The 24,270-nt window shown below is 69.9% G+C and carries 28 protein-coding genes; 11 read left to right on the top strand and 17 right to left on the bottom strand.

Annotated features, from left to right (window positions below):
• Positions 1 to 64: 64 nt before the first annotated feature.
• From MFF06_RS18125 to MFF06_RS18105, 5 genes are all read right to left on the bottom strand, one after another.
• The gene (locus MFF06_RS18125; protein WP_238206545.1) at positions 65 to 289 is read right to left on the bottom strand and encodes a hypothetical protein; all 225 of its coding nucleotides are present in this window, start codon (positions 287 to 289) and stop codon (positions 65 to 67) included.
• A 100-nt stretch (positions 290 to 389) separates the two neighbouring features.
• Positions 390 to 722: a type II toxin-antitoxin system HicB family antitoxin gene (locus MFF06_RS18120; protein ID WP_238206537.1), complete on the bottom strand. Its 333-nt coding sequence runs from the start codon at positions 720 to 722 to the stop codon at positions 390 to 392.
• Positions 719 to 973 (bottom strand): type II toxin-antitoxin system HicA family toxin, encoded by a 255-nt coding sequence (locus MFF06_RS18115; RefSeq protein WP_238206535.1) that lies wholly within the window; start codon positions 971 to 973, stop codon positions 719 to 721. The genes MFF06_RS18120 and MFF06_RS18115 overlap by 4 nt, the downstream gene beginning before the upstream one ends.
• 97 nt (positions 974 to 1,070) lie before the next feature.
• Positions 1,071 to 1,622, bottom strand: coding sequence for an RBBP9/YdeN family alpha/beta hydrolase (locus MFF06_RS18110; protein WP_238206663.1), 552 nt, complete (start codon positions 1,620 to 1,622; stop codon positions 1,071 to 1,073).
• A 57-nt stretch (positions 1,623 to 1,679) separates the two neighbouring features.
• Positions 1,680 to 2,765, bottom strand: a complete 1,086-nt coding sequence (locus MFF06_RS18105; protein ID WP_238206533.1) for an apurinic/apyrimidinic endonuclease family protein — start codon at positions 2,763 to 2,765, stop codon at positions 1,680 to 1,682.
• 176 nt (positions 2,766 to 2,941) lie between these two features.
• Here MFF06_RS18105 and MFF06_RS18100 point away from each other — a divergent pair, with 176 nt between their 5' ends.
• From MFF06_RS18100 to MFF06_RS18090, 3 genes are all read left to right on the top strand, one after another.
• Positions 2,942 to 4,117 (top strand): YihY/virulence factor BrkB family protein, encoded by a 1,176-nt coding sequence (locus MFF06_RS18100; RefSeq protein WP_238206531.1) that lies wholly within the window; start codon positions 2,942 to 2,944, stop codon positions 4,115 to 4,117.
• A gap of 46 nt (positions 4,118 to 4,163) precedes the next feature.
• On the top strand, positions 4,164 to 4,580 hold the full coding sequence (gene msrB / locus MFF06_RS18095) for a peptide-methionine (R)-S-oxide reductase MsrB (RefSeq protein WP_238206516.1): 417 nt from the start codon (positions 4,164 to 4,166) through the stop codon (positions 4,578 to 4,580).
• Positions 4,581 to 4,892: 312 nt separating this feature from the next.
• Entirely contained in the window at positions 4,893 to 5,924 is a 1,032-nt protein-coding gene (locus MFF06_RS18090; protein ID WP_238206514.1) for a CYTH domain-containing protein, read from the top strand.
• Positions 5,925 to 5,932: 8 nt separating this feature from the next.
• On the opposite strand, the gene MFF06_RS18085 is transcribed toward MFF06_RS18090, so the two are convergent.
• The gene (locus MFF06_RS18085) at positions 5,933 to 6,364 is read right to left on the bottom strand and encodes a L,D-transpeptidase (protein ID WP_238206513.1); all 432 of its coding nucleotides are present in this window, start codon (positions 6,362 to 6,364) and stop codon (positions 5,933 to 5,935) included.
• 313 nt (positions 6,365 to 6,677) lie between these two features.
• Between MFF06_RS18085 and MFF06_RS18080 the strand changes: the two genes are divergently transcribed.
• The 3 genes from MFF06_RS18080 (at position 6,678) to MFF06_RS18070 (ending at position 9,971) form a co-directional block, all read left to right on the top strand.
• Positions 6,678 to 8,069 (top strand): dicarboxylate/amino acid:cation symporter, encoded by a 1,392-nt coding sequence (locus MFF06_RS18080; RefSeq protein ID WP_238206511.1) that lies wholly within the window; start codon positions 6,678 to 6,680, stop codon positions 8,067 to 8,069.
• Positions 8,066 to 8,977, top strand: coding sequence for an ROK family protein (locus tag MFF06_RS18075; RefSeq protein WP_238206510.1), 912 nt, complete (start codon positions 8,066 to 8,068; stop codon positions 8,975 to 8,977). The genes MFF06_RS18080 and MFF06_RS18075 overlap by 4 nt, the downstream gene beginning before the upstream one ends.
• Before the next feature lie 67 nt (positions 8,978 to 9,044).
• Positions 9,045 to 9,971 carry a HEPN domain-containing protein gene (locus tag MFF06_RS18070; RefSeq protein ID WP_238206509.1) on the top strand — a complete coding sequence of 309 codons (927 nt, stop codon included), beginning with the start codon at positions 9,045 to 9,047 and terminating at the stop codon, positions 9,969 to 9,971.
• Positions 9,972 to 10,087: 116 nt separating this feature from the next.
• On the opposite strand, the gene MFF06_RS18065 is transcribed toward MFF06_RS18070, so the two are convergent.
• On the bottom strand, positions 10,088 to 11,137 hold the full coding sequence (locus MFF06_RS18065) for an HpcH/HpaI aldolase/citrate lyase family protein (RefSeq protein ID WP_238206508.1): 1,050 nt from the start codon (positions 11,135 to 11,137) through the stop codon (positions 10,088 to 10,090).
• Between the two features lie 240 nt (positions 11,138 to 11,377).
• Here MFF06_RS18065 and MFF06_RS18060 point away from each other — a divergent pair, with 240 nt between their 5' ends.
• Together MFF06_RS18060 and MFF06_RS18055 are read left to right on the top strand one after the other, a co-directional pair.
• Positions 11,378 to 12,112: a response regulator gene (locus MFF06_RS18060; RefSeq protein ID WP_238206661.1), complete on the top strand. Its 735-nt coding sequence runs from the start codon at positions 11,378 to 11,380 to the stop codon at positions 12,110 to 12,112.
• 4 nt (positions 12,113 to 12,116) lie between these two features.
• A complete protein-coding gene (locus MFF06_RS18055; protein WP_238206507.1) occupies positions 12,117 to 13,466 on the top strand; it encodes a sensor histidine kinase in 1,350 nt (449 codons plus the stop codon).
• 655 nt (positions 13,467 to 14,121) lie between these two features.
• Here MFF06_RS18055 and MFF06_RS18050 read toward each other — a convergent pair.
• On the bottom strand, positions 14,122 to 15,021 hold the full coding sequence (locus tag MFF06_RS18050; RefSeq protein WP_238206506.1) for an alpha/beta fold hydrolase: 900 nt from the start codon (positions 15,019 to 15,021) through the stop codon (positions 14,122 to 14,124).
• 117 nt (positions 15,022 to 15,138) lie between these two features.
• On the opposite strand from MFF06_RS18050, the gene MFF06_RS18045 reads away from it, so the two are divergent.
• Entirely contained in the window at positions 15,139 to 15,537 is a 399-nt protein-coding gene (locus tag MFF06_RS18045) for a YidB family protein (RefSeq protein WP_238206505.1), read from the top strand.
• Positions 15,477 to 16,016, top strand: coding sequence for a YidB family protein (locus MFF06_RS22825; RefSeq protein ID WP_373323130.1), 540 nt, complete (start codon positions 15,477 to 15,479; stop codon positions 16,014 to 16,016). The genes MFF06_RS18045 and MFF06_RS22825 overlap by 61 nt, the downstream gene beginning before the upstream one ends.
• A gap of 376 nt (positions 16,017 to 16,392) precedes the next feature.
• On the opposite strand, the gene MFF06_RS18035 is transcribed toward MFF06_RS22825, so the two are convergent.
• The gene (locus MFF06_RS18035; protein WP_238206502.1) at positions 16,393 to 17,859 is read right to left on the bottom strand and encodes a peptidoglycan DD-metalloendopeptidase family protein; all 1,467 of its coding nucleotides are present in this window, start codon (positions 17,857 to 17,859) and stop codon (positions 16,393 to 16,395) included.
• Between the two features lie 168 nt (positions 17,860 to 18,027).
• Here MFF06_RS18035 and MFF06_RS18030 point away from each other — a divergent pair, with 168 nt between their 5' ends.
• A complete protein-coding gene (locus MFF06_RS18030; protein WP_238206500.1) occupies positions 18,028 to 18,576 on the top strand; it encodes a GNAT family N-acetyltransferase in 549 nt (182 codons plus the stop codon).
• Between the two features lie 96 nt (positions 18,577 to 18,672).
• Here the strand turns inward: MFF06_RS18030 and MFF06_RS18025 are convergent, their stop codons facing one another.
• The 8 genes from MFF06_RS18025 to MFF06_RS17995 all read right to left on the bottom strand — a co-directional run bounded on the left by MFF06_RS18025 (position 18,673) and on the right by MFF06_RS17995 (position 24,178).
• The gene (locus MFF06_RS18025; RefSeq protein WP_238206498.1) at positions 18,673 to 19,941 is read right to left on the bottom strand and encodes a porin; all 1,269 of its coding nucleotides are present in this window, start codon (positions 19,939 to 19,941) and stop codon (positions 18,673 to 18,675) included.
• Between the two features lie 204 nt (positions 19,942 to 20,145).
• Positions 20,146 to 21,000, bottom strand: coding sequence for a 23S rRNA (adenine(2030)-N(6))-methyltransferase RlmJ (locus MFF06_RS18020; protein WP_238206497.1), 855 nt, complete (start codon positions 20,998 to 21,000; stop codon positions 20,146 to 20,148).
• Positions 21,001 to 21,066: 66 nt separating this feature from the next.
• The gene (locus tag MFF06_RS18015) at positions 21,067 to 21,753 is read right to left on the bottom strand and encodes a ribonuclease T2 family protein (protein WP_238206495.1); all 687 of its coding nucleotides are present in this window, start codon (positions 21,751 to 21,753) and stop codon (positions 21,067 to 21,069) included.
• Positions 21,750 to 22,214 (bottom strand): hypothetical protein, encoded by a 465-nt coding sequence (locus MFF06_RS18010; RefSeq protein ID WP_238206493.1) that lies wholly within the window; start codon positions 22,212 to 22,214, stop codon positions 21,750 to 21,752. The genes MFF06_RS18015 and MFF06_RS18010 overlap by 4 nt, the downstream gene beginning before the upstream one ends.
• Positions 22,215 to 22,346: 132 nt before the next feature.
• Positions 22,347 to 22,646, bottom strand: coding sequence for a type II toxin-antitoxin system RelE/ParE family toxin (locus tag MFF06_RS18005; protein ID WP_238206491.1), 300 nt, complete (start codon positions 22,644 to 22,646; stop codon positions 22,347 to 22,349).
• Complete coding sequence (locus MFF06_RS18000; RefSeq protein WP_238206489.1) at positions 22,639 to 22,899, bottom strand: type II toxin-antitoxin system ParD family antitoxin; 261 nt, start codon at positions 22,897 to 22,899, stop codon at positions 22,639 to 22,641. Before MFF06_RS18000 ends, MFF06_RS18005 begins: the two co-directional genes overlap by 8 nt.
• A gap of 75 nt (positions 22,900 to 22,974) precedes the next feature.
• The gene (locus MFF06_RS22720; RefSeq protein WP_283207290.1) at positions 22,975 to 23,106 is read right to left on the bottom strand and encodes a hypothetical protein; all 132 of its coding nucleotides are present in this window, start codon (positions 23,104 to 23,106) and stop codon (positions 22,975 to 22,977) included.
• Between the two features lie 64 nt (positions 23,107 to 23,170).
• Positions 23,171 to 24,178 carry an extensin-like domain-containing protein gene (locus MFF06_RS17995; RefSeq protein ID WP_238206486.1) on the bottom strand — a complete coding sequence of 336 codons (1,008 nt, stop codon included), beginning with the start codon at positions 24,176 to 24,178 and terminating at the stop codon, positions 23,171 to 23,173.
• Positions 24,179 to 24,270 lie beyond the last annotated feature (92 nt).

Here is a 24,270-nt window from a genome sequence, read left to right as displayed (position 1 = left end):
CCCCTGGAATGGCAGGGCTCGAGCCCTGCTCCCGCCCAAGGACTCGTCCTTCGGAATCCGTACCTTACCGGCCGGCGACGGCGCGCTTGTTGGCGATGCGCGAGAACATGTTGCCGGTGTACTCGGCGGGCTTGGGCTTCTCCGGCTGGCCGACCTGGGCCTCGAACGCCTCGATCCGCTTGAGCAGGGCCGCGTCGCTGAACAGCGACGAGTTGAAGGTCTTGTGCGCCCGGTCGCCGAGGGCGACCTGGACCGCATCGAGGCGGGCGAGGAGATCTTTGCGCGTCACGGGGTTCTCCGGGGGCGGGAGCCACAGCATGGGACCCGTGGCGCCACTCGACGCTCCGTGAGTTAACGGGTGGTTAATTCACGGGACGATCACCGCCGCATCACGCGCGCACCGCCGCCCGCAGCACGTCCTCACCCCATTGATTGAGGCTCTTGCCCGAGAGTTCGGCAGCGCGGGCAGCCTGGGCGTGAAGGTCAGGCGGAACGCGCAGCATCAGCTTCCCGGAATAGGTGCGCTCGGGCTCCTTTCCTACGTGGCGACAGGTTTCGATGTAGTCGTCCACGGCCTCACGAAACGCCGCCGTGAGCTCGGTGACGCTTTCGCCGTGAAATCCAACGACGTCGTTGATCCCGGCAATTCGGCCGACAAACAGCCCGTCTTCCGGATCGAATTCGACCCGGGCATGAAAGTTTTTATGGTTCAACGTCGTCATGGGGCGACCCCGATCTTGCTGAGGAAATCGCGCGCATCCCGCACCTGATATCGCTTCGCCTCCTTCGTGGGGTGAGGTCGATGGAACGAAGCGACGACGCCGTCGCGCTCGAACCGCACGCGAGAGCCTGATCCTTCGATCACGCGGCATCCCACGGCGATGAAAAGGGCTTCGATCGCCTGCCACTCGAGTTGCGGCGAGACAGGATCGGCGAAGACGGCGCGCAACGTCTTCGCGTGACGGCTGTTCATGATAGCAAAATGTGCAATCACTCGGCAAAGCGCAAGGAGGGACCGCTCACTTTCCGTGGGGCGGCCCGTTACGGCGCGTCGGTGCCGCGCCTTGCGCTCACAACCCCTTCATGAATCCCGCCAGCCGCATCAAGCCCTCCGGCCAGGGGCCGTGCCCGCTCGCGACGTTGATATGGCCCGATTCGCCGGCATCCACGGTGAGCGCGCCCCAGGCATGGGCGAAATCGTCCGCGCGCTCGTAGGCACAGTGGGGATCGGTGCGGCTCGCCACCACGAGGGAGGGGAAGGGCAGGGGGTCGCGGGGCACGGGGGCGAAGGCGCGCACGGAATCCGGCAGGTTCGGCGCATCCTCGACGTCGGGCAGGGCCACGAACAGCGCGCCGCGGACCACGCCTTCGGGAAACCGCGGCACCGCCTCCACGCAGGCCACGACGCCGAGGCTGTGGGCGATGAGGATCACCGGGCGCGTGGCCTGCGCCACGGCCTCGGCGATGCGCCCGCACCACGCCTCCGGCTCGGGATCGTGCCATGCGTCCTGCGTCACCACCCGGGCGGTGGAGAGACGCCCGGCCCATCGGGTCTGCCAGTGTTCCTCGCCCGAGCCCCCGAGCCCGGGCACGATCAGGATGTCGCAATCGGCGGTCTTCATCGCCATCAGGACTAGCGCGCCACGCCTCCGCCGTCGAGGCGGCGGCCCCGTGACGCCTCACGCGGCGGCCGCCTTCCGGCGGGCCAGGATGTGGCCGGCGATCTGCATCGAGGCGAGGTTCTTCGACTTGGCCTCGATCTCGAAATCCGCCCACGAGAGATGGCGCGCCACGAGGTCGTTGACGGCGGCGTTCCACATCAGGTCCGAATGGGCCGCGAGGTCACGGACTGAGTGGCCGGCATCGCGCAGCGCGCCGAAATCCGGCAGGAGGGCGGGGTCGCACCCGGCCGTGGCGATCTCCCGCGAGACGCTGATATGGGCGACCGGCCGCACGCCGCGCCACGAGTCGATCACCCTGGCGATCCGCGGATCGTCGGGTTCGAGGTAGGCGCCGCCGCTCTCGACCCAGTGGTGGTGCAGGTCGAGGACCACCGGCACGAGGTCGGCCAAACGCAGCACCTCGTCGAGGCCGAACAGGTTCTCGTCGTTCTCCACCGTCACGAGGTCCCGGGCGAGGCGGCTCGCCCGCGGCAGGGTCTCGCGGAACCCCGCGACGCCGGGGTCGCCCGCCCCGACATGGATGTTGATGTGGGCGCCGTGCGGGTGCCATCCGCCGCCGTAGCCCATCAGGCCGAAGACCTCCGCGTGGTAGTCGAGTTCGGAGAGACCGTTCTCGATGGCCGCCGGGTTGCGGCTCGCGAGCAGGCAGAAGGGGCCCGGATGGAAGCTCAGCCGCACGCCGAGCGACCGCGCCAGCGCCCCGGCCTCGGCGAGGCCCCGATCCACCTCCGCCCGCAGGTCCGGCTCGGCGTAGAGCGCACGCACGGCGAGGTGGGTGTAGCCCGGCAGGATGTTGCTGCCCATGCGCAGCAGGCGCTCCAGCGGGGGGCGCGCCCCGACCCAGGCGATCTGCCGGGAGAGGACCGTGAGGTTGTGGCGCACCACATCGCCGAGCTTCGCCCGGCGGGCCGCCGGATCGAGCTTGGCCAGATGCGCCATGGTCACGGTGGTCAGGTTCATGGCGCGCGTCGCCTCCTTCGCCGCCTTGAGGGTGGCATGTGTCCCGGGGGGCTCGTCCAGGATGAAGGTGCAGCAGAAACCCAGGCGGGGAGGGGACGACACGGGGAGGGCGGCGCTCGGCATTCCGGCACAACGCGCCAGAGGCCGTTCCGTCACGGGGCTTCGCGCCACGCGGTCCGCGGGCCATCCCGCACACGCACCGACCCGTGACCGGGATCCGGCGGAACAGCCGGCGGGAGTCGGCGTTTGCGGCAGGAGAGCGTGGCAATGGCGCCCGCCCAGGTCCGGCCTGCCCCCCGATGTCTGCCCCTTCCCAGCGCCCGAGCGGCCCCTCCGAGACCTCGTCGCACCTGTGGGTGCTGATGCTCGGCACGGCCCTGGTCGCGCTCACCATGGCGCGCCCCCGCGGCGCCGTGGCGGCAACGGCGCCGGCGCCGGCCGTGCCGGAGCCCGAGGCTACGTCGGCCAGGAAGACCACGGAGATCGGCGCGCGCTCGATCGAGGGCCGCGCCGCGCACCTCATCGCCGCCACGCAGCCCGAGCGTGGGCGGGACGCCCAGCACCCGACCCAGATCCCGGCGGCGGGCTGGAAGGACATCCTCGTCCGCGTCTACCTCGAATTCCTGAAGGACCGGGTGCTGGCCGTCGCGGCGGGCGTGACCTTCTACACCCTGCTCGCCCTGTTCCCCGGAATCGCCGCGCTGGTGACGCTCTACGGCCTGTTCGCCGACGCGACCGCCATCAACGATCACCTCGCCCAGCTCCACTCCGTGCTGCCCTCCGGCGCAGTCGAGATCATCGGCGATCAGGTGAAGCGCATCGCCGCCAAGCCGAGCGGGACCCTGAGCCTGACATTCTTCACCACCCTCCTCGTCTCGATCTGGAGCGCGAACGCCGCCATGAAGGCGATGTTCGATGCGCTGAACGTGGTCTACGAGGAGGAGGAGAAGCGGAATTTCTTCTGGCTGAACCTCCGCTCCCTCACCTTCACCGTCGGCGCGCTGATCTTCATCGTCATCGCCCTCAACGCCATCGTCGTCGTGCCGGTGATGCTCAACTTCCTCGGGCTCGGCTCCGGGGCGTGGCTGATTGCGGCCCTGCGCTGGCCGGCCCTGCTCGTCGTGATCCTGGGCGCCCTCTCGGTGCTCTACCGGTTCGGCCCGAGCCGCGAGCACGCCCGCTGGCGCTGGGTCGGAACCGGGAGCCTCGTCGCGGGCCTGCTCTGGCTCGTGGCCTCGCTGCTCTTCTCCTGGTACGTGTCCAACTTCGGCACCTACAACGAGACCTACGGGTCCCTCGGCGCCGTGATCGGCTTCATGACCTGGATCTGGATCACCTCGACGATCATCCTGCTCGGCGGCGAGATCAACGCCGAGATCGAGCACCAGACCGGGCGCGACACCACCACGGGCCGTCCGCGTCCGATGGGCGCACGGAAGGCGCGGATGGCCGACACCGTGGGCGCGGCCGCCTGAATCCGGCGGGGATCGCCCCTATATACGGGGTCGCAAGGAGAGACCCATGTCCGCGACCCCGACCGAAACCAGCAGCGCCCCGGACGCCACGAGCGACGCCGAGTGGCGCTCCCGCCTGAGCCCCGAGCAATACCGGGTGCTGCGCGAGCACGGCACCGAGCGCCCCGGCACCTCCTGCCACCTCGGGGAGAAGCGGGCCGGCACATTCGCCTGCGCCGGCTGCGGCCAGCCCCTCTTCGAGCAGGGCACCAAGTACGAATCCGGCACCGGCTGGCCAAGCTTCTTCGCTCCGCTGGAGGGCGCGGTGGAGACCACGCGGGACCGCAGCTTCGGCATGGTCCGCACGGAGGTTCATTGCTCCCGTTGCAAGGGCCATCTCGGGCACGTCTTCGAGGACGGCCCGGCGCCCACCGGCCTGCGCTACTGCATGAACGGGGCGGCGCTCGCCTTCGAGCCGGCCTGACCGCGCGGACGACGGACGGGAAGGGGCCGAGCAGCGGGGATGTTGGGGAAAGGCGGCGTGCCCGACCCCCGCCGATCCGGCTACCGCCTTGATTTCGTCGTCATTATGCGTAGTCGCTGTATTATCTTTAGGCCGTCGTCAATCGTGAGCGGCCGATTGGAGGTAATCAGGTCAGGGTCTTTCCGGCAGCGTGACAGTTTCTCCCGAGCGTCCGCCGCCTCCTCGACTTGTGCTCCACTCGGTACAGTGCTCGCCATTGGGCGGATCACCCGGCCCTTTGACCGTGCCGGGCGGGAGGAGTGAGAAGGTCCCATGAGCACCAGTCGCAGGTTCCTGATCGCCCCCGCCCTCGTTCGCCTCATCCGAAAGGAGCGGGGCGGCAGCCGGATCACCGAGGGCCACTTCGCGCCGCAGGGAGGCCGCGCCTCCTACGTCCGCGTGGACGGCCAGACCTGCCATCTCGTCCTCGTGAACGACGGCGTCGAGGAGCGGACGGATGTTCCCCGCGCCCATGGCGACGCGCTGCTCGACGTCTGCCCCGGCAAGGCTGCCTACGACCGCACGACCCTGTCCGCCGCCGGCCGGGAGATCGTCATCGACCGGTACGTGACCCCCGGCGGGCTCGACCTCGTCACCGTCGCCTTCGACGGCGAGGACCAAGCCCGCGCCTTCGCGCCGCCGTCGTGGTTCGGCCGGGAGGTGACCGGGGAGGCGATCTACGAGCGCCCGGCGCTGGCCATCCAGGGCGTGCCGGCCACGGAAGAGATGAGCGTCGGCAACGCCGCCCTGGAATCCCTCCTCGACCTGATCGAGCCGCGCTTCGGCTTCGGCCGCTACGGCTCCGGCAGCCGCTCCAACGAGGCCGGCGAGGGCTCCGTCGGCGCCATGCGCCGCCCGTCTCCGCCGCTCCCGTCTCCGGCCGCAGCGCCCGCCACCTCACCCTTGGCCGCCGCGCTGTCCGCGCCGCCGTCCGTCCCGGCGCCGGAAGCGCCGAAGCCGGCCTCCGAGCCCGCCCCGATCGCGGCGGCCATGGCCACCGCCGCCGCTCCCATCACCTTCGACGAGCCGGCCCCGGCCGAGGCCGAGCACAGCGAGGCGTTCCACCACGAGCACGAGGGCGAGACCCGGCATGCCGAGGCTGCCGAACCCGAGCAGCCCGCCGGCAGCAGCCCGGCCGAGGCGGTGCACGGCGACGCCCGGATCGACGACGTGATCGAGAGCCTGTCCGCGGCCCTCGGCGCGGCGATCCATCAGAACCCGGCCCAGCCGACCGAGAAGCAGGATCCGGGCACGGTCTTCGAGCGCTGGACCGTCCGGCCCCGGCGGACCCAGAACCAGGGCTGAGGCCCCCGTCACGCCACAGTCGAAACCCGCAGGAAACGGCCCGGCGCCCGAAATGGCGCCGGGCCGTTCCGTTTCAGTCTCCGATCACCACCGGGGCGCCCCAGTAGGGTGAGGCGGAACAGCGTGGCGGCATGGCCGGTGGCGAGGCGCATGCAGCCGTGGCTGGTCCGCCGCCCGAGCGAGCGGGTCGCGGTGGTGCCGGGGATCGCGTAGCTGCCCCGGGAGAACATCGCGTGGGGCATCGGGCTGCCCTGATACTTCCGCGAGCGCCGGGAGGGGGCCATCCGGCCGACCCGGAACCGGCCCCTGGGCGTCACGAAGCCCTTCCGCGCCGTGGAGACCGGCCAGGAATAGGCCGGCGCGCCATCGACGAAGACGCGCATTCGCTGCTGCCCCTGATCGATCCGCGCCACGACGCCCACCGTAGCCGGCGCCGACACCAGGGCGAGCGACAGTATCGCGCCAAGCTCGGCGGCCCGGCGGCGACGTAATTTCTTGATCGTGCATCACCGGATCGTGCCGGATGAGCCGCGAGCACTGCCGAAAACGGATCGTTTTCTGTCGCCCCAGCCGGTTCATCAGCAGGGCCGATCGCGACCTCGCCGGTGAGGGCCGCCTGCCCGGGATCGACAGGTTTTTGTCACGATCCCTGGGATTAGGATGATCGAACCGACGTTGAGGCGACCGGGAATTGCCGCTAGCAAGGGGCCAAGGGGAGGCGCGCGGGCGACCGCGCGAGAGGGATTCCAAAGAATGGCTCAGGCGATCCAGGCATCCGGTGGCGGCGCCGTCACCAAGAAGGAGCCGTGGTACAAGGTCCTGTACATCCAGGTGTTGATCGCAATCGCGCTCGGCGTCCTGCTCGGCTGGTACGATCCGGCCACCGGCAAGGCGATGAAATGGCTCGGCGACGCCTTCATCGCCCTGATCAAGATGATGATCGCGCCGATCATCTTCTGCACCATCGTCCACGGCATCGCCTCGATCGGCGACCTCAAGAAGGTCGGCCGGGTCGGCCTCAAGGCGCTCGTCTACTTCGAGGTGGTGTCCACCGTGGCGCTGCTGATCGGCGTGCTGGTCGGTGAGATCATCCGCCCCGGCGCGGGCTTCAACGCCGATCCGTCGAAGCTCGATGCCAGCAAGGTGGCGAGCTACGCCAACAAGGCGGCGGCGGATTCCACCGTCGCCCACATCCTGGCGATCATCCCCAAGAGCTTCCTCGATCCCTTCGCCACCGGCGACCTGCTGCAGGTTCTGCTGATCTCGATCCTCACCGGCGTCGTGGTGGCGGGGCTCGGCGAGCGGGCCAAGGGCGTCAACTACGCCATCGACACGGCGGGACAGATCTTCTTCCGCATCATCGGCATCATCGTGAAGCTCGCCCCCATCGGCGCCTTCGGCGCCATGGCCTTCACCATCGGCGAGTACGGCATCGGCAAGGTCTACGACCTCGCGTGGCTGGTCGGGACCTTCTACGTCACCGCGATCCTGTTCGTGCTCGTCGTCCTCGGCTCCATCGCGAAGTTCGCTGGCTTCTCGATCCTGCGCTTCCTCGCCTACATCAAGGACGAGTTGCTGATCGTGGTCGGCACCTCCTCCTCGGAGACGGTGCTGCCGCAGCTGATGACCAAGATGCGCCGCCTCGGCGCCTCGGATTCCGTCGTCGGGCTCGTGGTGCCGACCGGGTATTCCTTCAACCTCGACGGCACCAACATCTACATGACGCTGGCCACCCTGTTCCTCGCCCAGGCCGTGGGCGCGGACCTCTCGGTCGGCCAGTACGTCACCATCATCCTCGTGGCGATGCTCACGTCGAAGGGCGCCTCGGGTGTCACGGGCGCCGGCTTCATCACCCTGGCGGCGACGCTGGCGGCGATCCCGAACAACCCCGTGCCGGTGGCGGCCATGACCCTCGTGCTCGGCATCGACAAGTTCATGTCCGAGTGCCGGGCGCTCACCAACCTCGTCGGCAACGGCGTGGCCTGCATCGTGGTGAGCCGCTGGGAGGGCGAACTCGACACCGCCAAACTCAACGAGGTCATGGCCCACCCGGTCGCCATCGGCACCCACATCGCCGACGAGCCGCCCCAGCCCATGGGAACGGACCTCAAGCGCCCGGACGGCAAGGTCGCCGCGGCCGAGTGAGCGAGCCCCGCGCCCGCTTGGGAATCGACCTCGGCGGCACCAAGATCGCCGGGGTCGTGCTGGACGAGACCGGAGCGCGCCTCGCGCAGGCGCGCATCCCGGCTCCGCAGGGGGACTACGCGGCCACCGTGGCGGCCCTGGCCGAGCTCGTCCTGCGCCTCGAAGGGGAGGCGGGGCGGGCCTGCACCGTCGGCGTCGGGATGCCGGGCAGCCTCTCGCCCGCCACCGGTCTCGTGCGCAACGCCAACTCCGCCTGGCTGAACGGCCACGCCTTCGGCGCGGACCTCGCCGCGCGGCTCGGCCGCGAGGTACGGCTCGCCAACGACGCCGACTGTCTCGCCGTCTCCGAGGCGACGGACGGGGCCGGCGCCGGGGCCCGTGTGGTCTGGGCGGTGATCCTCGGCACGGGCGTCGGGTCGGGCATCGCCCTCGACGGACGGCTCCATGCGGGCCGGAACGGCATCGCAGGGGAGTGGGGCCACGGGCCCCTGCCGGCACCCCGCGACGACGAGCGGCCGGGTCCGGCCTGCTATTGCGGGCGGCGCGGCTGCATCGAAACCTGGATCTCCGGCCCCGGCCTCGCCGCCGCCCACGCCCGGCGGTTCGGCGGCACCCTCCGCGCCGAGGCGATCGTCGAGGCGGCCCGTGCGGGCGACGACGATGCGGCGGCGAGCCTCGCCGACCACCTCGACCGGCTGGGCCGGGCGGCGGCGCAGGTGGTCAACCTCCTCGATCCGGACGTGATCGTCATCGGCGGCGGCCTCTCGCGCATCCCCGAACTGATCGCGGGCCTGCCCGACGCGATGCGCCCGCACATCTTCTCCGACACCTCCGACACCCCCGTCCGGGCGAGCCTCCACGGCGACGATTCCGGCGTGCGCGGGGCGGCGTGGTTGTGGGGGGTCTAGAGAGCGCCCGGCTGGCCTCGCCTTCGCGCAGGACCCGTGCTCTACACGGCGCCTGGACACCCTGACCGTGATCGCCGATCGCCTTTCCCACCTGCCCCGCCGCAAGCACCGCGATTTGAAGCGCGCGCTTCAGATCCTGTTCGAAGAATTCGAGGATTTCCAGAAGAACAAGACCACGGACAAGGCCAAGCGTGGCCGCATCGTCAAGATGATCTTGTACGGGTCTTACGCGCGTGGCGGATGGGTTGAAAACCGAAGCTCGGGATACTTTTCCGATTACGATTTGCTCATCGTCGTCGACCACGAATCGCTGGTCGAGGAATCTGAGATCTGGGATGCGGTGCGGGATCGGATCGCGCAGGACATCTTCCTCAAGCCGACCTTCTATCCGGAGGTCAGTTTCATTATCCACAGCTATGCGGATCTGAACGATCAACTCGCGCGGGGCCGCCCATTCTTTGCAGACATCGCACGGGAAGGCATCGTCCTGTACGAGGCGACGGGCTATCCACTCGCCACGGCGGGTTTACTCACGCCGGAGGTCCGCCGCGAAGAGGAATGGCTGCATTTCGACACGTGGTTCGCCGGAGCCGAGAACCGGTTCTTCCTCGCCCGTGTCGCCATTGCACATGGAATGACAAAAGAAGCCGCATTCGAATTGCATCAGGTTGCGGAACAACTCTATCACTGCACGATGTTGGTGCTGACGCTCTACAGCCCAAAGCTCCACGCCCTGCGCAGGCTCCGGCGCATGGCCGAGGGCCTCGACCTCCGCTTGGTCGAGGCGTGGCCACGGCGCACCCATATGGAGCGCAAGCCGTTCAACCTGTTGCACGATGCCTACGTCAAGGCTCGCTACTCACGCCATTACGCGATCACCCGCGATGAGTTGGACTGGCTGGTGGAGCGACTGACAGTCCTGCAACGGATCGTGTCCGACATCTGCACCGAACGCCTCGGCCCCCAGCCACCATCTGTTTCGCCTGACCAGTAATTCTCACCGTCATTGCGAGCGATAGCGAAGCAATCCAGGGACGCGCCGATGCTTCAAAACGGCCCGCCACCCTGGATTGCTTCGCGTTGCTCGAAATCACGGCGTAAGCGGCACTCTCACCCCAGGTCGTACACCTTCGCCAGATCCGGGTCCTTCGCCGCCACGAGCTTGGCGAGGTCCACAATGACCTTGGCCTGCTTCCAGGTGGCGTCGTCCTGCATCTTGCCGTCGAGCATCACGGCGCCGGTCCCGTCGGGCATGGCGGCGACGATGCGTGCGGCGAAGGCGACCTCGGCCGGGTCTGGCGCGAAGACGCGCTTGGCGATGGCGACTTGGCTGGGGTGCAGGGTCCAGGCCCCGGCGCAACCCATCAGGAAGGCGTTGCGGAACTGGACCTCGCAGGCCTCGGAGTCCGAGAAGTCGCCGAAGGGGCCGTAGAAGGCCTTGATGCCGTTGGCCATGCAGGCATCCACCATGCGGGCGATGGTGTAGTGCCAGAGATCCTGCTGGGCGCTGGCGCGGGCGGCGTCCCCGGCCGGATCGGCGATGACCCGGTAATCGGGGTGGCCGCCGCCGACGCGGGTGGTCTTCATCCCGCGCGAGGCGGCGAGGTCGGCGGGGCCGAGGCTCATGCCGTGCATCCGCGGCGAGGCGCTGGCGATGGAATCGACGTTGGCGACGCCCTCCGCCGTCTCCAGGATGGCGTGGACGAGGATCGGCTTCTTGACCCCGTGCCGGGCCTCCAGCTGGGCGAGCAGCTGGTCGATGTAGTGGATGTCCCAGGGCCCCTCGACCTTGGGCACCATCACCACGTCGAGCTTGTCGCCGCACTCGGCCACGAGGGTGAAGAGGTCGTCGAGAATCCAGGGCGAGTTCAGGGCGTTGATGCGCGTCCACAGCCCCGTGCCGGTGGCGGCGAAATCGGTGGCCTTGGCCATGGTGACGAAGCCAGCGCGGGCGGCCTCCTTCTGGTCGGCGGGCACCGCGTCCTCGAGGTTGCCGAGCACCACGTCCACCGTGCCGGCGAGGTCCGGCACGCGGGCGCGGACTTTCTCGTTGTGCGGCGGCACGAAGTGGATCATCCGCTCCAGCTTCACGGGGAGGTCCCGGAAGGGGGCCGGGGCTCCGGTCGCGAGGGGCTGGAAGAAGCGGCGGGGCAGTTTCATCGGCGGGCCTCCCTGAATGGATATCGAGCCGTGCCCGCTGGCGCTGCCATCGCACACGGCCCTCTACCCTTGTCTCGACGCGCCCTCTAACGCCGAACCGGCTTCCACTCCGGCGGAGGGCGCTTCAGCCGTTATGGCGTCGCAGGGGCCGAGGTAAAGCGTGCTTTCGTCCTGTAACGTTTTGTGACCCCGGCGCTTCCGCCGTTGCCTGGGGATATGGCGTGCCTATCCTTGCCACCCATGAACGAGGGCACCACGCTCGCCGTCGTCGAGGACGACGCCGAAATCCGCTCACTGCTCGCCGGCTTTCTGGAGGGTGAGGGCTTCCGCGTCGAGTGTTTCGACGGCGGGGCGGCCCTCGACAAACGGCTGACGCAGGGTCGCCCGCCGGACCTCGTCATCCTCGATTGGATGCTGCCGGGCGAGGACGGGCTGTCGATCTGCCGCCGCCTCAGGGACGAGGGCGGCCCGCCGGTGGTGATGCTCACCGCCAAGGACGAGGACATCGACAGGGTGCTCGGCCTGGAGATGGGCGCGGACGACTACGTTTCGAAGCCCTTCAACCCGCGGGTCCTGCTGGCCCGGATCCGGGCGGTGCTGCGCCGTGCCAAGGGCGTCGGATTGGGCGACGCACCCGCGCAGGAGCGCCTGAAGGTCGCCGACCTCGTGGTCGATCCGGCCTCGCGCTCGGTCCACGCCACCGGCGATTCGAGCGGGCGAAGGGAAATCGTCCTGACCAGCGCGGAGTTCGACCTGCTGATGTGCTTCGTCACGCGACCGCAGCGGGTGCTCTCCCGGGATCAGCTCCTCGACTGGACGCGGGGCCGCGTGGCGGACGTGTTCGACCGGACGATCGACGTGCAGGTGAGCCGCCTGCGCAAGCGGCTGGACGAGGGAGGCAGCACCGTGCCGGCCCTGATCAAGACCGTGCGCAACGCCGGCTACATCCTCGCCGCTCCGGTCGGACCGGCCTGATCCGATGCTCGGCCGCATCGGACTCCTCGGCCGGATCATGCTGATCCTGATGGCGGCCCTCACCGCCGTCATCGTCGCGGCCATCGCCATCGGCTACGTGGAGCGCGGCAGCGCGCCCCCTTCGCCGCTCGGCGCCAACCCGCGCCTGGAGCAGGCGGCGGGGGCGATCGACCTGCTGGCGCGGCTCGATCCCGCGGAGCGGCCGACGGCCCTGCGGGCGGTCTCGGGAACCCGCGTGGTCGCGACGATCAAGGATGCGCCGCCCGATCCGGCCGGCTACCGGCGGCTCGCGCGGTCCGAGACGATCCTGCGCGCCCTCTCCGAGACGATCCCCCGGGCCGAGTCCGGGCAGGACGACGGGCTGCGGGTCTTCGCGGACGGGGACGCCAAGGGCAACCGCCCGGCGCGCATCGTCGCCCGCCTCGCGGACGGCCACTACCTCGTGATCGACGAGATCGAGACCCCGCGCAAATTCTCCCTCACCCTGTTCGGCCTCGCGCCGGGCTTCTGGATCGGCATCCTCGGGATCGCGGTGGCGGGCTTGGCCCTGCTCGGGGCACAGCGGGAGATGCGGCCGCTGCGCCGCCTGAGCGCGGCGGCGGAGGCCTTCGACGGCTCGCCGCCCGCTAGCCCCGTGCCGGTCTCGGGTGCGCCGGACGTGCAGCGGCTCGTCCGCGCGGTGCACGCCATGCAGGAGCGGGTGGCCGCCCTGCTGCAGGAACGCTCCTTCCTGATCGGCGCGATCTCCCACGACCTGAAGACCTACCTGACCCGCCTGCGTCTGCGCGCCGAATCCTGGCCCGATCCCGTGGGTCGCGACCGCATGGCCGCCGACATCGACACGATGACGGACCTGATCGAGACCTCCCTCGCCTTCGCCCGCGGCACCACGGTCTCGCAGATCCGGGGGCGGGTCGATCTCGCCGACCTCGCCGCCGTCGAGGCGGCGGAACGCTCCGCCCTGGGCCAGCCCGTGGCGCTGGCGAGCGACGACACCGCCGAGGCGACGGTGCCGGGAGACGCCGTCGCCCTCCGCCGCGTGGTGGCGAACCTCGTGGACAACGCCGTGAAGTTCGGACGGGAGCGGGTGGAGATCGCCCTCGAATCGGGGCCGCAGCACTGCAGCCTGCGGGTGGAGGATGACGGGCCGGGCGTCGGCGCGCTGGAGGCGGCGGCGATCTTCAGCCCGTTCTACCGGATCGAGGGCTCGCGCAACCGCCAAACCGGCGGCAGCGGCCTCGGCCTCGCCATCGCCCGGCAGATCGCCGAGGCCCATGGCGGGTCGATCGCGGTCTGCGCCGGACGCCTCGGCGGCGCCTGCTTCACCCTCACCCTGCCCCGGGCGGGCGGCTGAGGCGGGCCGGGCGCCCGCATGCGCACCGTCACGCGTCCGTCCTTTCGGCTGCGCTGCCACGCGCGCGACCGGAACGACGACCTTCGTGCATTCAGACGGAGGCGTCAGCCGAGACTGGAAAAACTAATGCAGGAGCAATGAGCTAGCGCGCTTTCGGCGCAGCCCGGATCATCCGCCGTCCCCGTCATTGCGAGCGAAGCGAACCAATCCAGGGCAGCGGGACCCGACCGACCGTGGCGGATCCCTGGATTGCTTCGCTGAGGCTCGCAAAGACGGTCGAGCAGGCGACCCGGATCGAACCGAACACGCTCAGGTGCAGGCGCGCATGAACGGCGTGAGTGCGTCACTGCACTGGCCCCCTTCCCGCCCGGGACATGGCCGGCCTCTGAATGATTTCGGGGCACCGGCGTGACAGTGAATCTTCGCCCTGTCTTTTGAATACAAACACTTCAACGCAGACCGTCGAAGGAATGTTCACCTAAGGCGACACCTGTATTGGCTTCGACTATTTTTGTGTCTACAATCGTCGCGATGGGCCTGCGAAGTCGTCTTGTCTTCGCTAGGCTCTCCGATGAAGCTTTGACCCGAATCACACTGCGAGCGCGTCCGGTTTGCCGGCGCGCTCGTTTCTTGTCGGGGCCCGTGCGGCTCGCGGTCAGAGCAGGCTGAGCACTGCCTCGGCGAAGGCGTCCGGTGCCTCCTGGGGCACGTTGTGGCCGATGCGCGGGAGGCGGCGGTAGCGATAGGGCCCGCTGAAATGGCGGGCGTCGCCGTCATCGGAATGCGGCGGGAAGACCCCGCCGACCTCGCCTTCGAGCACCACGGTCGGCACAGCGATTTGGGGCTGGGCGGCGAGGCGCGCCTCGATGGCGGCGTAGGCCGGGTCGCCCGGCACCACGCCGTAGCGCACACGGTAGGAGTGGATCACCACCTCCACGAAGTCCGGGTTGTCGAAGGAGGCCGCCGTGCGGGCGAAGGTCGCTTCGTCGAAGTCCCAGTGGGGCGACCATTGCCGCCACAGGAGCCGGGCGATCCCGTCGCGGTTCTCCGTCAGGCCCGCGCGGCCGCGCTCGGTGTGGAAGTAGTATTGGTACCAGAGGCGGCATTCGGCCTCCGCCGGGGCGGGGCGGCCGGAGCGGGCCACGTCGTGCAGGTTGTATCCACTGCCGCCCGAGACCAGCCCGATGACCCGCTCGGGCCAGAGGGCGGAGACGACGCAGGCGGCGCGCCCGCCCCAATCGTAACCCGCCAGCACCGCCTGCTCGATCCCCAACGCGTCGAGGAGGGCGAGGAGGTCGGCGCCCAGCGCCGCCTGCTCGCCCGAGCGGGGCGTCTCCGGCGAGAGGAAGCGCGTCGGGCCGTAGCCCCGCAGGAAGGGGACGAGGCAGCGCACGCCCTTCGCCGCCAGCCGCTCCGCCGCCGCCGCGCAGGCATGGGGATCGTAGGGGAAGCCGTGCAGCAGGACCGCCACCGGGCCGCCCTCGGGGCCGGCCTGCCAGTAGGCGACATCGAGGACGCCCGCCTGAACATGGGAGGAAGAGCCGCCTGCGATCATGACCCGCCCGTTCCGGCCGTGGCTTCGGCCCACCGGCAATCGCGTCGCACAGGATTGCCGAGCCTGTCCAGCGCCCGATCTCTGTTGCAGTTTTTCGCGCGATTGGGGGACCGGCGCATGGGTCTGTTGGACGGAGTGAAGGGTGTGCTCGGCGATCTCGCGGCCGCCACCGAGTCGGCCATCGCGGAGATCGGCGGGCAGAACATCCCGATGGCCTTCGCGAAGTTCTATCCCGGCGGCCTCCCGGCCTTCCTCGACCGCCTCAGGGAGACGGGGCACGGCGCGGAGGTCGACTCCTGGCTGGCCGGCACGGACCCCCGCCCGATCCCGGCCACGGCCGTGACCGGGGCCCTGCCGGGGCCGGTGGCCGAGGCCATCGCCACCGACCTGTCCGTCTCCCCCGAGCGCCTTCCCACCGCCCTGGCGGAGTTCCTGCCCGCGGCGGTGGCCGGCCAGTGCGAGAACGGGCGGCTGAAGGAGCAGCCGACCTTCTCCAGCACGCAGATCACGGGCTGAGGCGCCCGCCGCCGGACCTGCGGTGCACAGGGTTTCCGGCGGCCACGGATTTCGGACGGTGTCGGCGGGCGCTACAACGTGTGGTCAGTCAGCGCCGCGCCCGCCCCCTTCCGGCCGGGCGCGGGAAGGGAGTGGCCATGAGCATCTTCGATTCCCTCGGCGGCTCGCTGGGCCAGATGGCGATGAAGGCCCTGCCCGGCCTCATCCAGCAGGTGCTGCCGGGCGGGCTCAACGCCCTCCTCGATCGCCTCCGGCGCGCCGGCTACGAGAGCCAGGTCAGTTCCTGGCTCGGCCGTGGGCCGAACGAGCCGATCACCGCCGAGGACCTGCAGAAGGTCATCGACAACCAACAGGTGCGCGACCTCGCCACCAAACTCGGCGTCCCGGTTGATCAGCTCTTCCCGACGCTGGCCAAGACCCTGCCCGAGGCGGTGGACCAGCACAGCCCCAACGGCGAGTTGCACCTGCCGAAGGCGTGACGCCGCCAGAGCGTTTTCGGGGAAACCTGAATCGGTTTTGCACGACGCGCTCTCCTCCCCCTTGCGGGGAGGAGTGGGAGGTGGGGGTGGTGCCGAACGAAGCGCGGCGGTGCCTTCTGCACCACCCCCACCCCTTCCCCTCCCCGCAAGGGGGAGGGAGCCCGCGTTCCCCATCGGGGCGCGACGATCCAAGTCAAACCGAAACCGCTTTAGGGCAGTGACGCACTCACTTCGTTCACACGCCTCTACACCAGCCTTTTGTGTTCGCATCAGTCTTTTCCGACACGGCCGACGCCTCCGTCTGGATCGATGCACGAGGAACGCAAACGGCGGCCCCCGGGGGAGCCGCCGCCACGATCCTTCGCGAGAATTCGCGTCAGTTGCTGGCGAGCTGGGACATCGGGTCCACCGGCGCGCCGCTCTTGCGGATCTCGAAGTGGAGCTGCGGCGAGGTCACGTTGCCGGAGGCGCCGGACTTGGCGATCGTCTGGCCGCGCTTGACCTTGTCGCCGGGCTTCACGTCGATCTCGCCGTTATGGGCGTAGGCCGAGACGAAGCCGTTGGCGTGCCGCACCAGCACGAGCTTGCCGTAGCCCTTCACGTCGGAGCCGGCATAGGCGACGGTGCCTTCCTCGGCGGCCTTCACCGGCGTGCCCTCGGGCAGCGCGATGTTGATGCCCTCGTTGCCGGAGGTGCCGTAGCCCGAGATCACCCGGCCCTTCGCCGGCCAGCGGAAGTTCTCGGCATCCGCCTGGGCGACCGCGCCGGTGGAGACGGGCTCGGCCTTGACCGGCTCCGCCTTCGCGACCTCGGCCTTGGGCGCCTTGGTCTCGGCCTTCGCCTCGACCTTGGCGGGCTTCTCCTTCGCCGCCGCCTGCTTCGCGCTCTCCTTGGCGGTCTCCTTGGCCGCCTCGCGGGCGGCATCGCGGGCCGCCTTGGCTTCGGCGAGCTTCTGGGCGGCCTCGGCCTTCGCGGCGGTCTTGGCCTCCTGCTTGGCCTCCTCGCGGGCCTTCTCGGCCTTCGTCTCGGCGACCTTCGGGGTCTGGCCGGGGCGGACGTGCTTCTTGTCGCCATCCTTGGCGGCGAGCTTGCGGGCCTTCTCCTCGGCCGCCTTGGCCTCGGCGGCCTTGGTCTCCGCGAGCTTGCGGGCGGCGGCCTCCTTGGCCTCCTTCTCCTTCAGCTCGCGGGCGGACGCCTCCTTGGCCTCCTTCTCCTTGGCGGCGACGCGCTTGGCGGCCTCGGCCTTGGCATCCTTCTCGCGGGCCTCCAGGGCTTTCGCGTCCTCGCGCCGCTCCTCGGCCGCCCGGGCGGGCCGGGCCGACATGGAGGCCGCCGCCGGGTTGAGGCCCGAGACGTTGCTGTAGGATGGGATCACCAGTTCGCGGCCCGGCGTGACCTGCGCGGCGCTCGACAGGCCGTTCGCCTGGAGAATCGCGGAGGCCGGCACGCCGTAGCGCGTGGCCATCTGCTGCAGGCTGTCGTTCTTGGCCACCGTGATCCGGGTGCCGCCCTGGGCGCTCCACCCGGACGAGCCGACCGAGGCGACGCGATTCGAGGCGGAGGCCGGGGGCGCGGGAATCGCGCTGGCCAGGGGCGCCGAGCGCACCGCGCCGGGGGCGCCGAGGGCCTCCGACTGGATCTGCCCGGTGCGCAGGGGCGCCACCGGCTTCGGCTCGTCATCCGGCAGGCTGCCCGTCGCCGCCGGCTCCGCGAAGGGATTCGCGAAGGGGCTGGTCAGCCGCGATGCATCCGAGGAACAGGCGGCCGCAGCGCCGCCGATCATTCCCACGAGGGCGACGCGTGACAGCGTCCGAAACCCAACAACTGCTCCTCGCACCCGCATCGACGCACCCGCCCGCACCACGCTACCCGATGCCGCAATGAAGCCGGATTCAGGTTAAGCAACCGTTCCCGTTCACCATAGGAGGAGCCTCTTTCGCGACCCCGTGCTGCGGTGCGGCAGGGCGGCGAATGTCTTTTCGAGGGAGCGTGCGGGCCCCACATCGGTGCGATGTTCAATCTATCCCGGCCGCGCGACAGCCTCGCCGACCTGCCCCGCCTGGACACAGCCCGCCTGCGGATCGCCGGGCTGCGGCCCGAGGATGCCGACGCCCTGTGCCGGCTCACCGACGACCCCGCCATCACCGGCGCCGTCGATTTCCTGCCCGCGCCTTTCACCCTCGACGACGCGCGGGATCTCATCCGGGGTGGCGCCCGCGCCACGGATCGCTTCCTCGGGGCCTGGACGCGGGAGCGGGAGCCGCCGGACCTCCCGGTCTCCGGCCTCGTCGGCGTGGTCGGCGCACACCTGCGCGGGGCGGGCCTGATCGAAATCGGCTACTGGATGGGCGGCGCGGCGCGGGGACGGGGCCTCGCCTTCGAGGCGGTCTCGGCCCTCATCGCCGACCTCGCCCGGCGCTTCCCCCGGCGCACCGTCGTGGCGGAATGCCGCCCCGGCAACGTCGCCTCCTGGGGCCTGCTGCACAAGCTCGGCTTCGTCGACACGGGGGAGGAGGGCCACCGCCCCGGCCGCCGCCTCCTCCGGCGCGACGGCCCCTGAAACGCGAGAGACCACGACACGCGAGAGGCCACGAGACGCGAAGAAGCCCCGGACCGTGGGGTCCGGGGCTTCCCGTCGTTCGGATGAGGACGGCGATCAGAAGGTGATGCCGGTCTCCACCATGTAGCGGTCCTGGGAGGTGCGGTTGCCGGTGCGGCCGAAGCCGGTGCCGAGGGTGCCGTTGGCGATGCTGCCGCGGGTGATTCCGCCGAGCTCGACGTGGGCGTACTCGACCCGGAAGAAGTAACGGTCCCAGGTGAAGGTCGGCGTGATCGTGACGGAGAAGGCGTTGCTGCCGGCGCCGTAGCCGAGGAGGTTGGTCGTGCCCGAACCGCGCACACCGGTCTGCTCTTCGTACTCGACGCGGCCGGCGAGGGCGAAATTGTCCGTGAAGGAGTAGGCCGCCAGCAGCGCGCCACCGTAGGTCGAGGCGCTGGTGGTAATGCCGAGGCGCGCGTCGGCCTCGACGTTGGTGAACTGGAAGTACGGCGTGATGATCCACGGGCCGTTCGAATAGGTATAGTTGATGTTGAAGATGCCGCTGTTCTGCTGGTTCAGCGGGGTTGCGTATTGGTAGCGCAGGCTCCGCAGCGCGGTGTTCTGGCGCCCGAGATTCACGCCGCCGTTCACGCCGATCGTGTTCGAATCGTCGATCTTGTAGGCGACGTTACCGGTGAACCACGTGATCTCACCCGAGAAGAAGCCGTCGGTGCCGGCCACGGACACCGACCACGGTCCCTCGGCCCAGTTCACCTGCACGCCGTGGTTGATCACGTTCTCCTGCGCGAAGAGCAGGCCGCGGTTGATGTTGAGATTCTGGAAGGTGAACGGAGCCTCGGACCCGATGATGGTCGGCATCCGGCCGCCCTGGACGGACCATGCGTCGTTGATCTGGATCTTGCCGAACGCCACCGGAAGCGGGGTGAACAGCAGGTCGGTCTGGTCGAGCGCGCTGTAGTTCGCGACACCGAGGCCGGGGATCGCGTAGGCGCCGCCCTGCACGTAGAACTGGAAGAAGCCCTCCGGCTTCTGGATCCAACCCTGGAGGTTCGAGATGTCGAACCGGGCCGCCCGGTCGGCCGGGACGCCGGGAGGCGCGAAGGCGGCGGGGAAGGGGTTCGACTGGGTGTAGCCGTAACCGGTCAGCGCGCCGCCGATGTAGAGGTCGCCCAGACCGCCCACCGCGAAGCAGGTGGGGTTCGGGTTCGCCTTGATGACGCCGCCGTAGGCGGGGCCGATCAGCGTGGCCTTGCAGGGCTCCGCGGGAGCCGGCACCGGCTTCGGGGCGGCGAGATCCGCGGCGAACACGGTGGTCGAGGAGAGGAGCGCGGTGACCAGACCGGCCAGGGTGGAACGCGTCGGCATGTTCATGCAGTCCGGTTGGTGGGTGCTATGGTCAAGCTGACACCAGTGCCGCAAACTCACAAAAGCAAAGTTCGGGCATTTGCCTCGATTTTGGGCAATTGCCGCGCTACGAAGGGATCACCGCAGCGCATGTGACTTTGGGGTCACATTTTCTCGACTGGTTGTTAGGAATCCATAAGGGCCGAGAGTGGCTCCGGCGTGTATTCACGCCGCGCTATGCTGTGCGAGAGCCTCGCAGCGGTAGCCGCCATAGGCTCCCTGGGCGAGTCGTTCGGCCAGGGCGGGTAGGAAGATCTCGGCGTCCTCGGCAAGTCGCCAGGGGGGGTTCACGACGACGAGCCCGCTTCCGTTGAGACGCGTGGCCTCGTCCGGCCGGTGGATGTGGAGGTCGAGGCGCAGGGCGGGACGGCGCAGGCCGGCATCGAGCTGGGCCGCCAACCGGTCGATCGCCGCGACGTCCTTGATCGGATACCACGCGAGGAACACGCCGGTCGGCCACTTCGCCACCGCCCTGAGGAGGTGGGCGCCGAGGCGGTCGATCTCGCCCGGCACCTCGTAGGGCGGATCGATCAGCACCAAGCCCCGGCGCTCCGGCGGCGGGATCTGCGCGTTGACCGCCGTCCAGCCGTCGAGATGCAACACCTTGGTGCGCGTGTCGCTGTTGTAGCGGTCCCGCAGCACGGCCGCGTCGTCGGGGTGAAGCTCGACGAACACGCCCCGGTCGCCCGGCCGCAGGAATTCCCGGATCACCGCCGGCGAACCGGGATAGGTCGCCTCCCCGTGGCGGGCGCGGGTGGCGGCCACCACCGCGCGGTAGGGCGCGAGCAGGGCTTCCACCGACGCGGGAAACGGGGCCTCCAGGCGCCCCCATCCGTCCCGCCATTCCCCCGTGCGCCGGGCCTCGTCGGCGCCGAGGTCGTACACGCCGAGGCCGGCGAAGGCATCGAGCGCCCGGAAGGGTTTGTCCTTCAGGCAGAGATGGGCGAGGACGCGGGCGAGCACGAGGTGCTTGAGCACGTCGGCGTGGTTGCCCGCGTGGAAGGCGTGCCGGTAATTCATGCCCGCCGGTCAACCGGATCCGGCGGCCCGGGTCCAGCCGTGATCGGCCTTCGCGATCGAAAAAACCTACCGGGCCGCGTCCACGGCGATCTCCGGCGCCCGGCAGTTCGACCGCGCGACGTTGGGGCAGGCGGTGAAGCCGCGCAGATCCTTCGAGAAGCAGATCCGCACCTCGGTGAGGCTGCCGCGGGCGCAGGCCACGGCCATCATGTCCGGGCGCAGGCCCTTGTTGGCGGCCACGAACTGCCGGGCGATCTCGATGGGGGCGAGGCGCTGGCCCCCGGCCTTCAGGCCGTCGGGGATCGTCACGGCGAGCCGGGCCGTCCGCGCGGCGGCGAAGTAGGCGGCGGGGTCGAGGCCGGAGCAGGTGCCGTGCTTGCGCCACTCGTACCGGGCGAGCCCCTCGCTCGGGTAGACCTGGCCCGCCGCATCCATGGCCTGCCGGGTGATCGGGCGGTTCACGGCCGAGCAGTTCTCCGGGTAGCCCCGGTCGTATTGCGGCCAGAGTCCGTGGACCACGAAGCCGAGGCCCCGGCCCGGGGCGCATTGCGCGTCGTCCCGCCGGTCGCCCCGGCCCTCGCAATAGGCCGGCGACCACGACAGGGCGAGGACGTAGAAATCGAAGTCGCCGGGAGCGCCGTTCCGGCCGAACCCGCCGAGATCCTGCGCGGCGGCCAGCCGGGAAAGTCCCAGGCCCGCCGCCGTCAACCCGGCGAGGAGGCCGAGCGTGATCCGGGCCGTCCGTCCCCTCACGGGCGGGCCATGCGGCAGGCGGTGGCGTAGGCGTAGGACAGGTCACGGTCGAGGCCGTGGACGCAGAACTCCACGCCCCAGGTCGACCCGATGATGCCGAGGCTCTCGCGCACCGAGTAATCGACCTTGCGGCGCAGGCCGTCGGAGGTCGTCGCCACCGCCGAGCAGAAGCGGCGGGGATAGGTGTCGAGACCCCAGGGGCGCCACGCGGTGCGCTCGATCGTGTCGAAGGACACGATCGTCATCGACGAGTTCCAGAACTTCGCCTCCTTCTCCGCGAAGTTGGTGGCGACCTTCTCCAGTACGTCCGCGTCCTGGCAGCCAGGGATCTGTGCGTCGAAGGGGAACACCCGCTCCTCGGCGGGCTCGATATCCTCGCGGGCCGAGCGGGCCTGGGCCGCGCCGGCGACCGTCAGCCCGAGGAGCAGGCCGACCGAAAGACGACGGAGGAGGGGGCGCATGACGTGGATCCTGACCGGCATCCGCGGACGATGCCCCGAGCGCGCCGCCAGTCAAGAGAGGTGGACCGCGCGGCTAGAGATTGACGAGGCGGTGCGGCGTGGGCGCAACGGTGGCGAGGGGGGACGAAACCGCTATCCGGGATCGAACGCGATGCTCTCGAGATCGCGATAGCGACTCAGCGCACGGATCAGGACGATGCCGTCGGCGACAGGCCGATAAAACAAGACGACATTGCCGACGACGACACTGTGGAGATCCTGCGCCAGTTCGGGGCGTGCCCGACCCAGGAGGGGCCGGTCCGCGATCAGTTCCAGCTTGTGCTGGATCGTGTCGAGGAGGCGATCGGCGGCGGCGACGTCATCCTGGGCGACGTAGGACCAGAGGTCGAGCAGATCATCGACGGCACGCGGGTGCCGAAGGATTCTACTCACGCTCCGCCGTCATCCGGCGACGCCCTTCGCGCTTGATGGCGTCCATGTCCAATACCTCGGGCGGACCGCTCGCCAATCCCTCGTGAATATCCCGGCGCAATGCCTCGATCTTGGCGGCACGGACCTGCTCCCGCTCCTCGACCAGCCGGAGGCCATCGCGCATCACCTCGCTCGCGGAGGCATAGCGTCCGCTCGCCACGAGATCTCGGACGAAGCGCTCGTAATGGGCACCGAGGGTATAGCTCGACGGCATGCGACTCTCCGGACAGCCGAACCGACACTATCATAGAATGATAGTCGCGGGTGAGCCTCCAGCGAGGCTCCCACGCTACCGCGGGGTCGAGGCGGAATCCGGGGGCGTGGCGGGCACGACCGGCGTCACCTTCGTCCATACGAGACCGATCGTGAGGATGCCGGCGAGGAGGGCGGCGATGATTCCGACGAGAACGATGCGCTTCATGCCAGCGGTATAGGGCGCCGGCGCGGGCCGCCGAGGGGCGCGCGCGGGTTTGCGCGCGGCCCTTTCAGTAGATCGGTCCGCCCACGGAGGCCGGCGGGGCGCCGAGTTGCAGCGGCTCGCCGTATTCCTCGCCCACGGCGTCCGGCTCGGCGGCGGTCACGCGGGGGAGGGGGCGCGGCATCGGGGCCGGACGGGCGGCCTGCACCGAGGTGTAGGCCGAGGGAGCCTGGGGCGCGCGGGCCCGGGCGACCTGCGCCGGGCTCGCCGCCTTGGACATCGGCGAGGCGCCGTAGGGATCGTCCTCCTCGATATCCACAGGGGCCTGCGGCGGCGCCGGGAGGCGCTGCGGGGGCAGGGGCCGCGAGACCGGACGCGCGCCGTCCGCGCCGAGCTGCGGCGTGAACTTGATCAGCGGCTGGCAGATGCGGCGCAGGCCCCGCGGATCGTGCCGGGCGAGATCGACGTGGATGTGGTCGTAGTGGAAGACGTTGGAGCCCGGCGCGAGCACGGTGGTGAAGCGCTGGCAGGCGCCGAGGAAGACCTCGCGCAGGAAGCCCTGCTCGGCCTCGGTGCCGCGCCAGCCGCCCTTCACCGTGATGACGTGGCCGTCGGCCAGCTTGAAGGACATGATGTCCACGGCGTTGCCGAACCCGTGCTCGGAGAGCTTGGCGCCGGCTTGGTTGTTGCGGCCGCGGCAGGAATAGGAGCCCGCGTTGATCTCCGCCACCGGCACGCCGAAATACAGCTCGGCGGCGGGCTGGATCGTGTCCGCGAGCCACGCCTCCGCCTCCGCGAGGGCCGGGCAGCCCAGGGTCATGCGCTGCTTCAGGATCACGGATCCGTTGCCCAGGCGCGTGACGCGGAAGGGCTGCTGCATGCCGCAGGGCCCCGGCCCGTCGATGGCGGCCGCCGGCGTGATGAATTCGGTGGGCGTCACGAGCTTCTTGGCGAGGCAGACCTGCTCGGCCTGGTCCCGCCACGGCTCGCGCTGCTCGAACCTGTTGACCGAACAGGCGGTGAGGGCCGCGCCGAACAGCGCGATGGCCAGGAACGCATGAACGCTACGACGCATGTCGGGCAAGTGCGCACGATCCCGTAAAGGCTTCGTCAAGGCCGTTCTCAGTTTCGGGCCGGCCGTGGCGTCCTCACCGCCTCGTGAAACGG

The organism is Methylobacterium aerolatum (assembly GCF_022179085.1).
GTDB classification, from domain to species: Bacteria; Pseudomonadota; Alphaproteobacteria; order Rhizobiales; family Beijerinckiaceae; genus Methylobacterium; species Methylobacterium aerolatum.
This window is presented reverse-complemented; position numbering and strand designations above follow the sequence as displayed.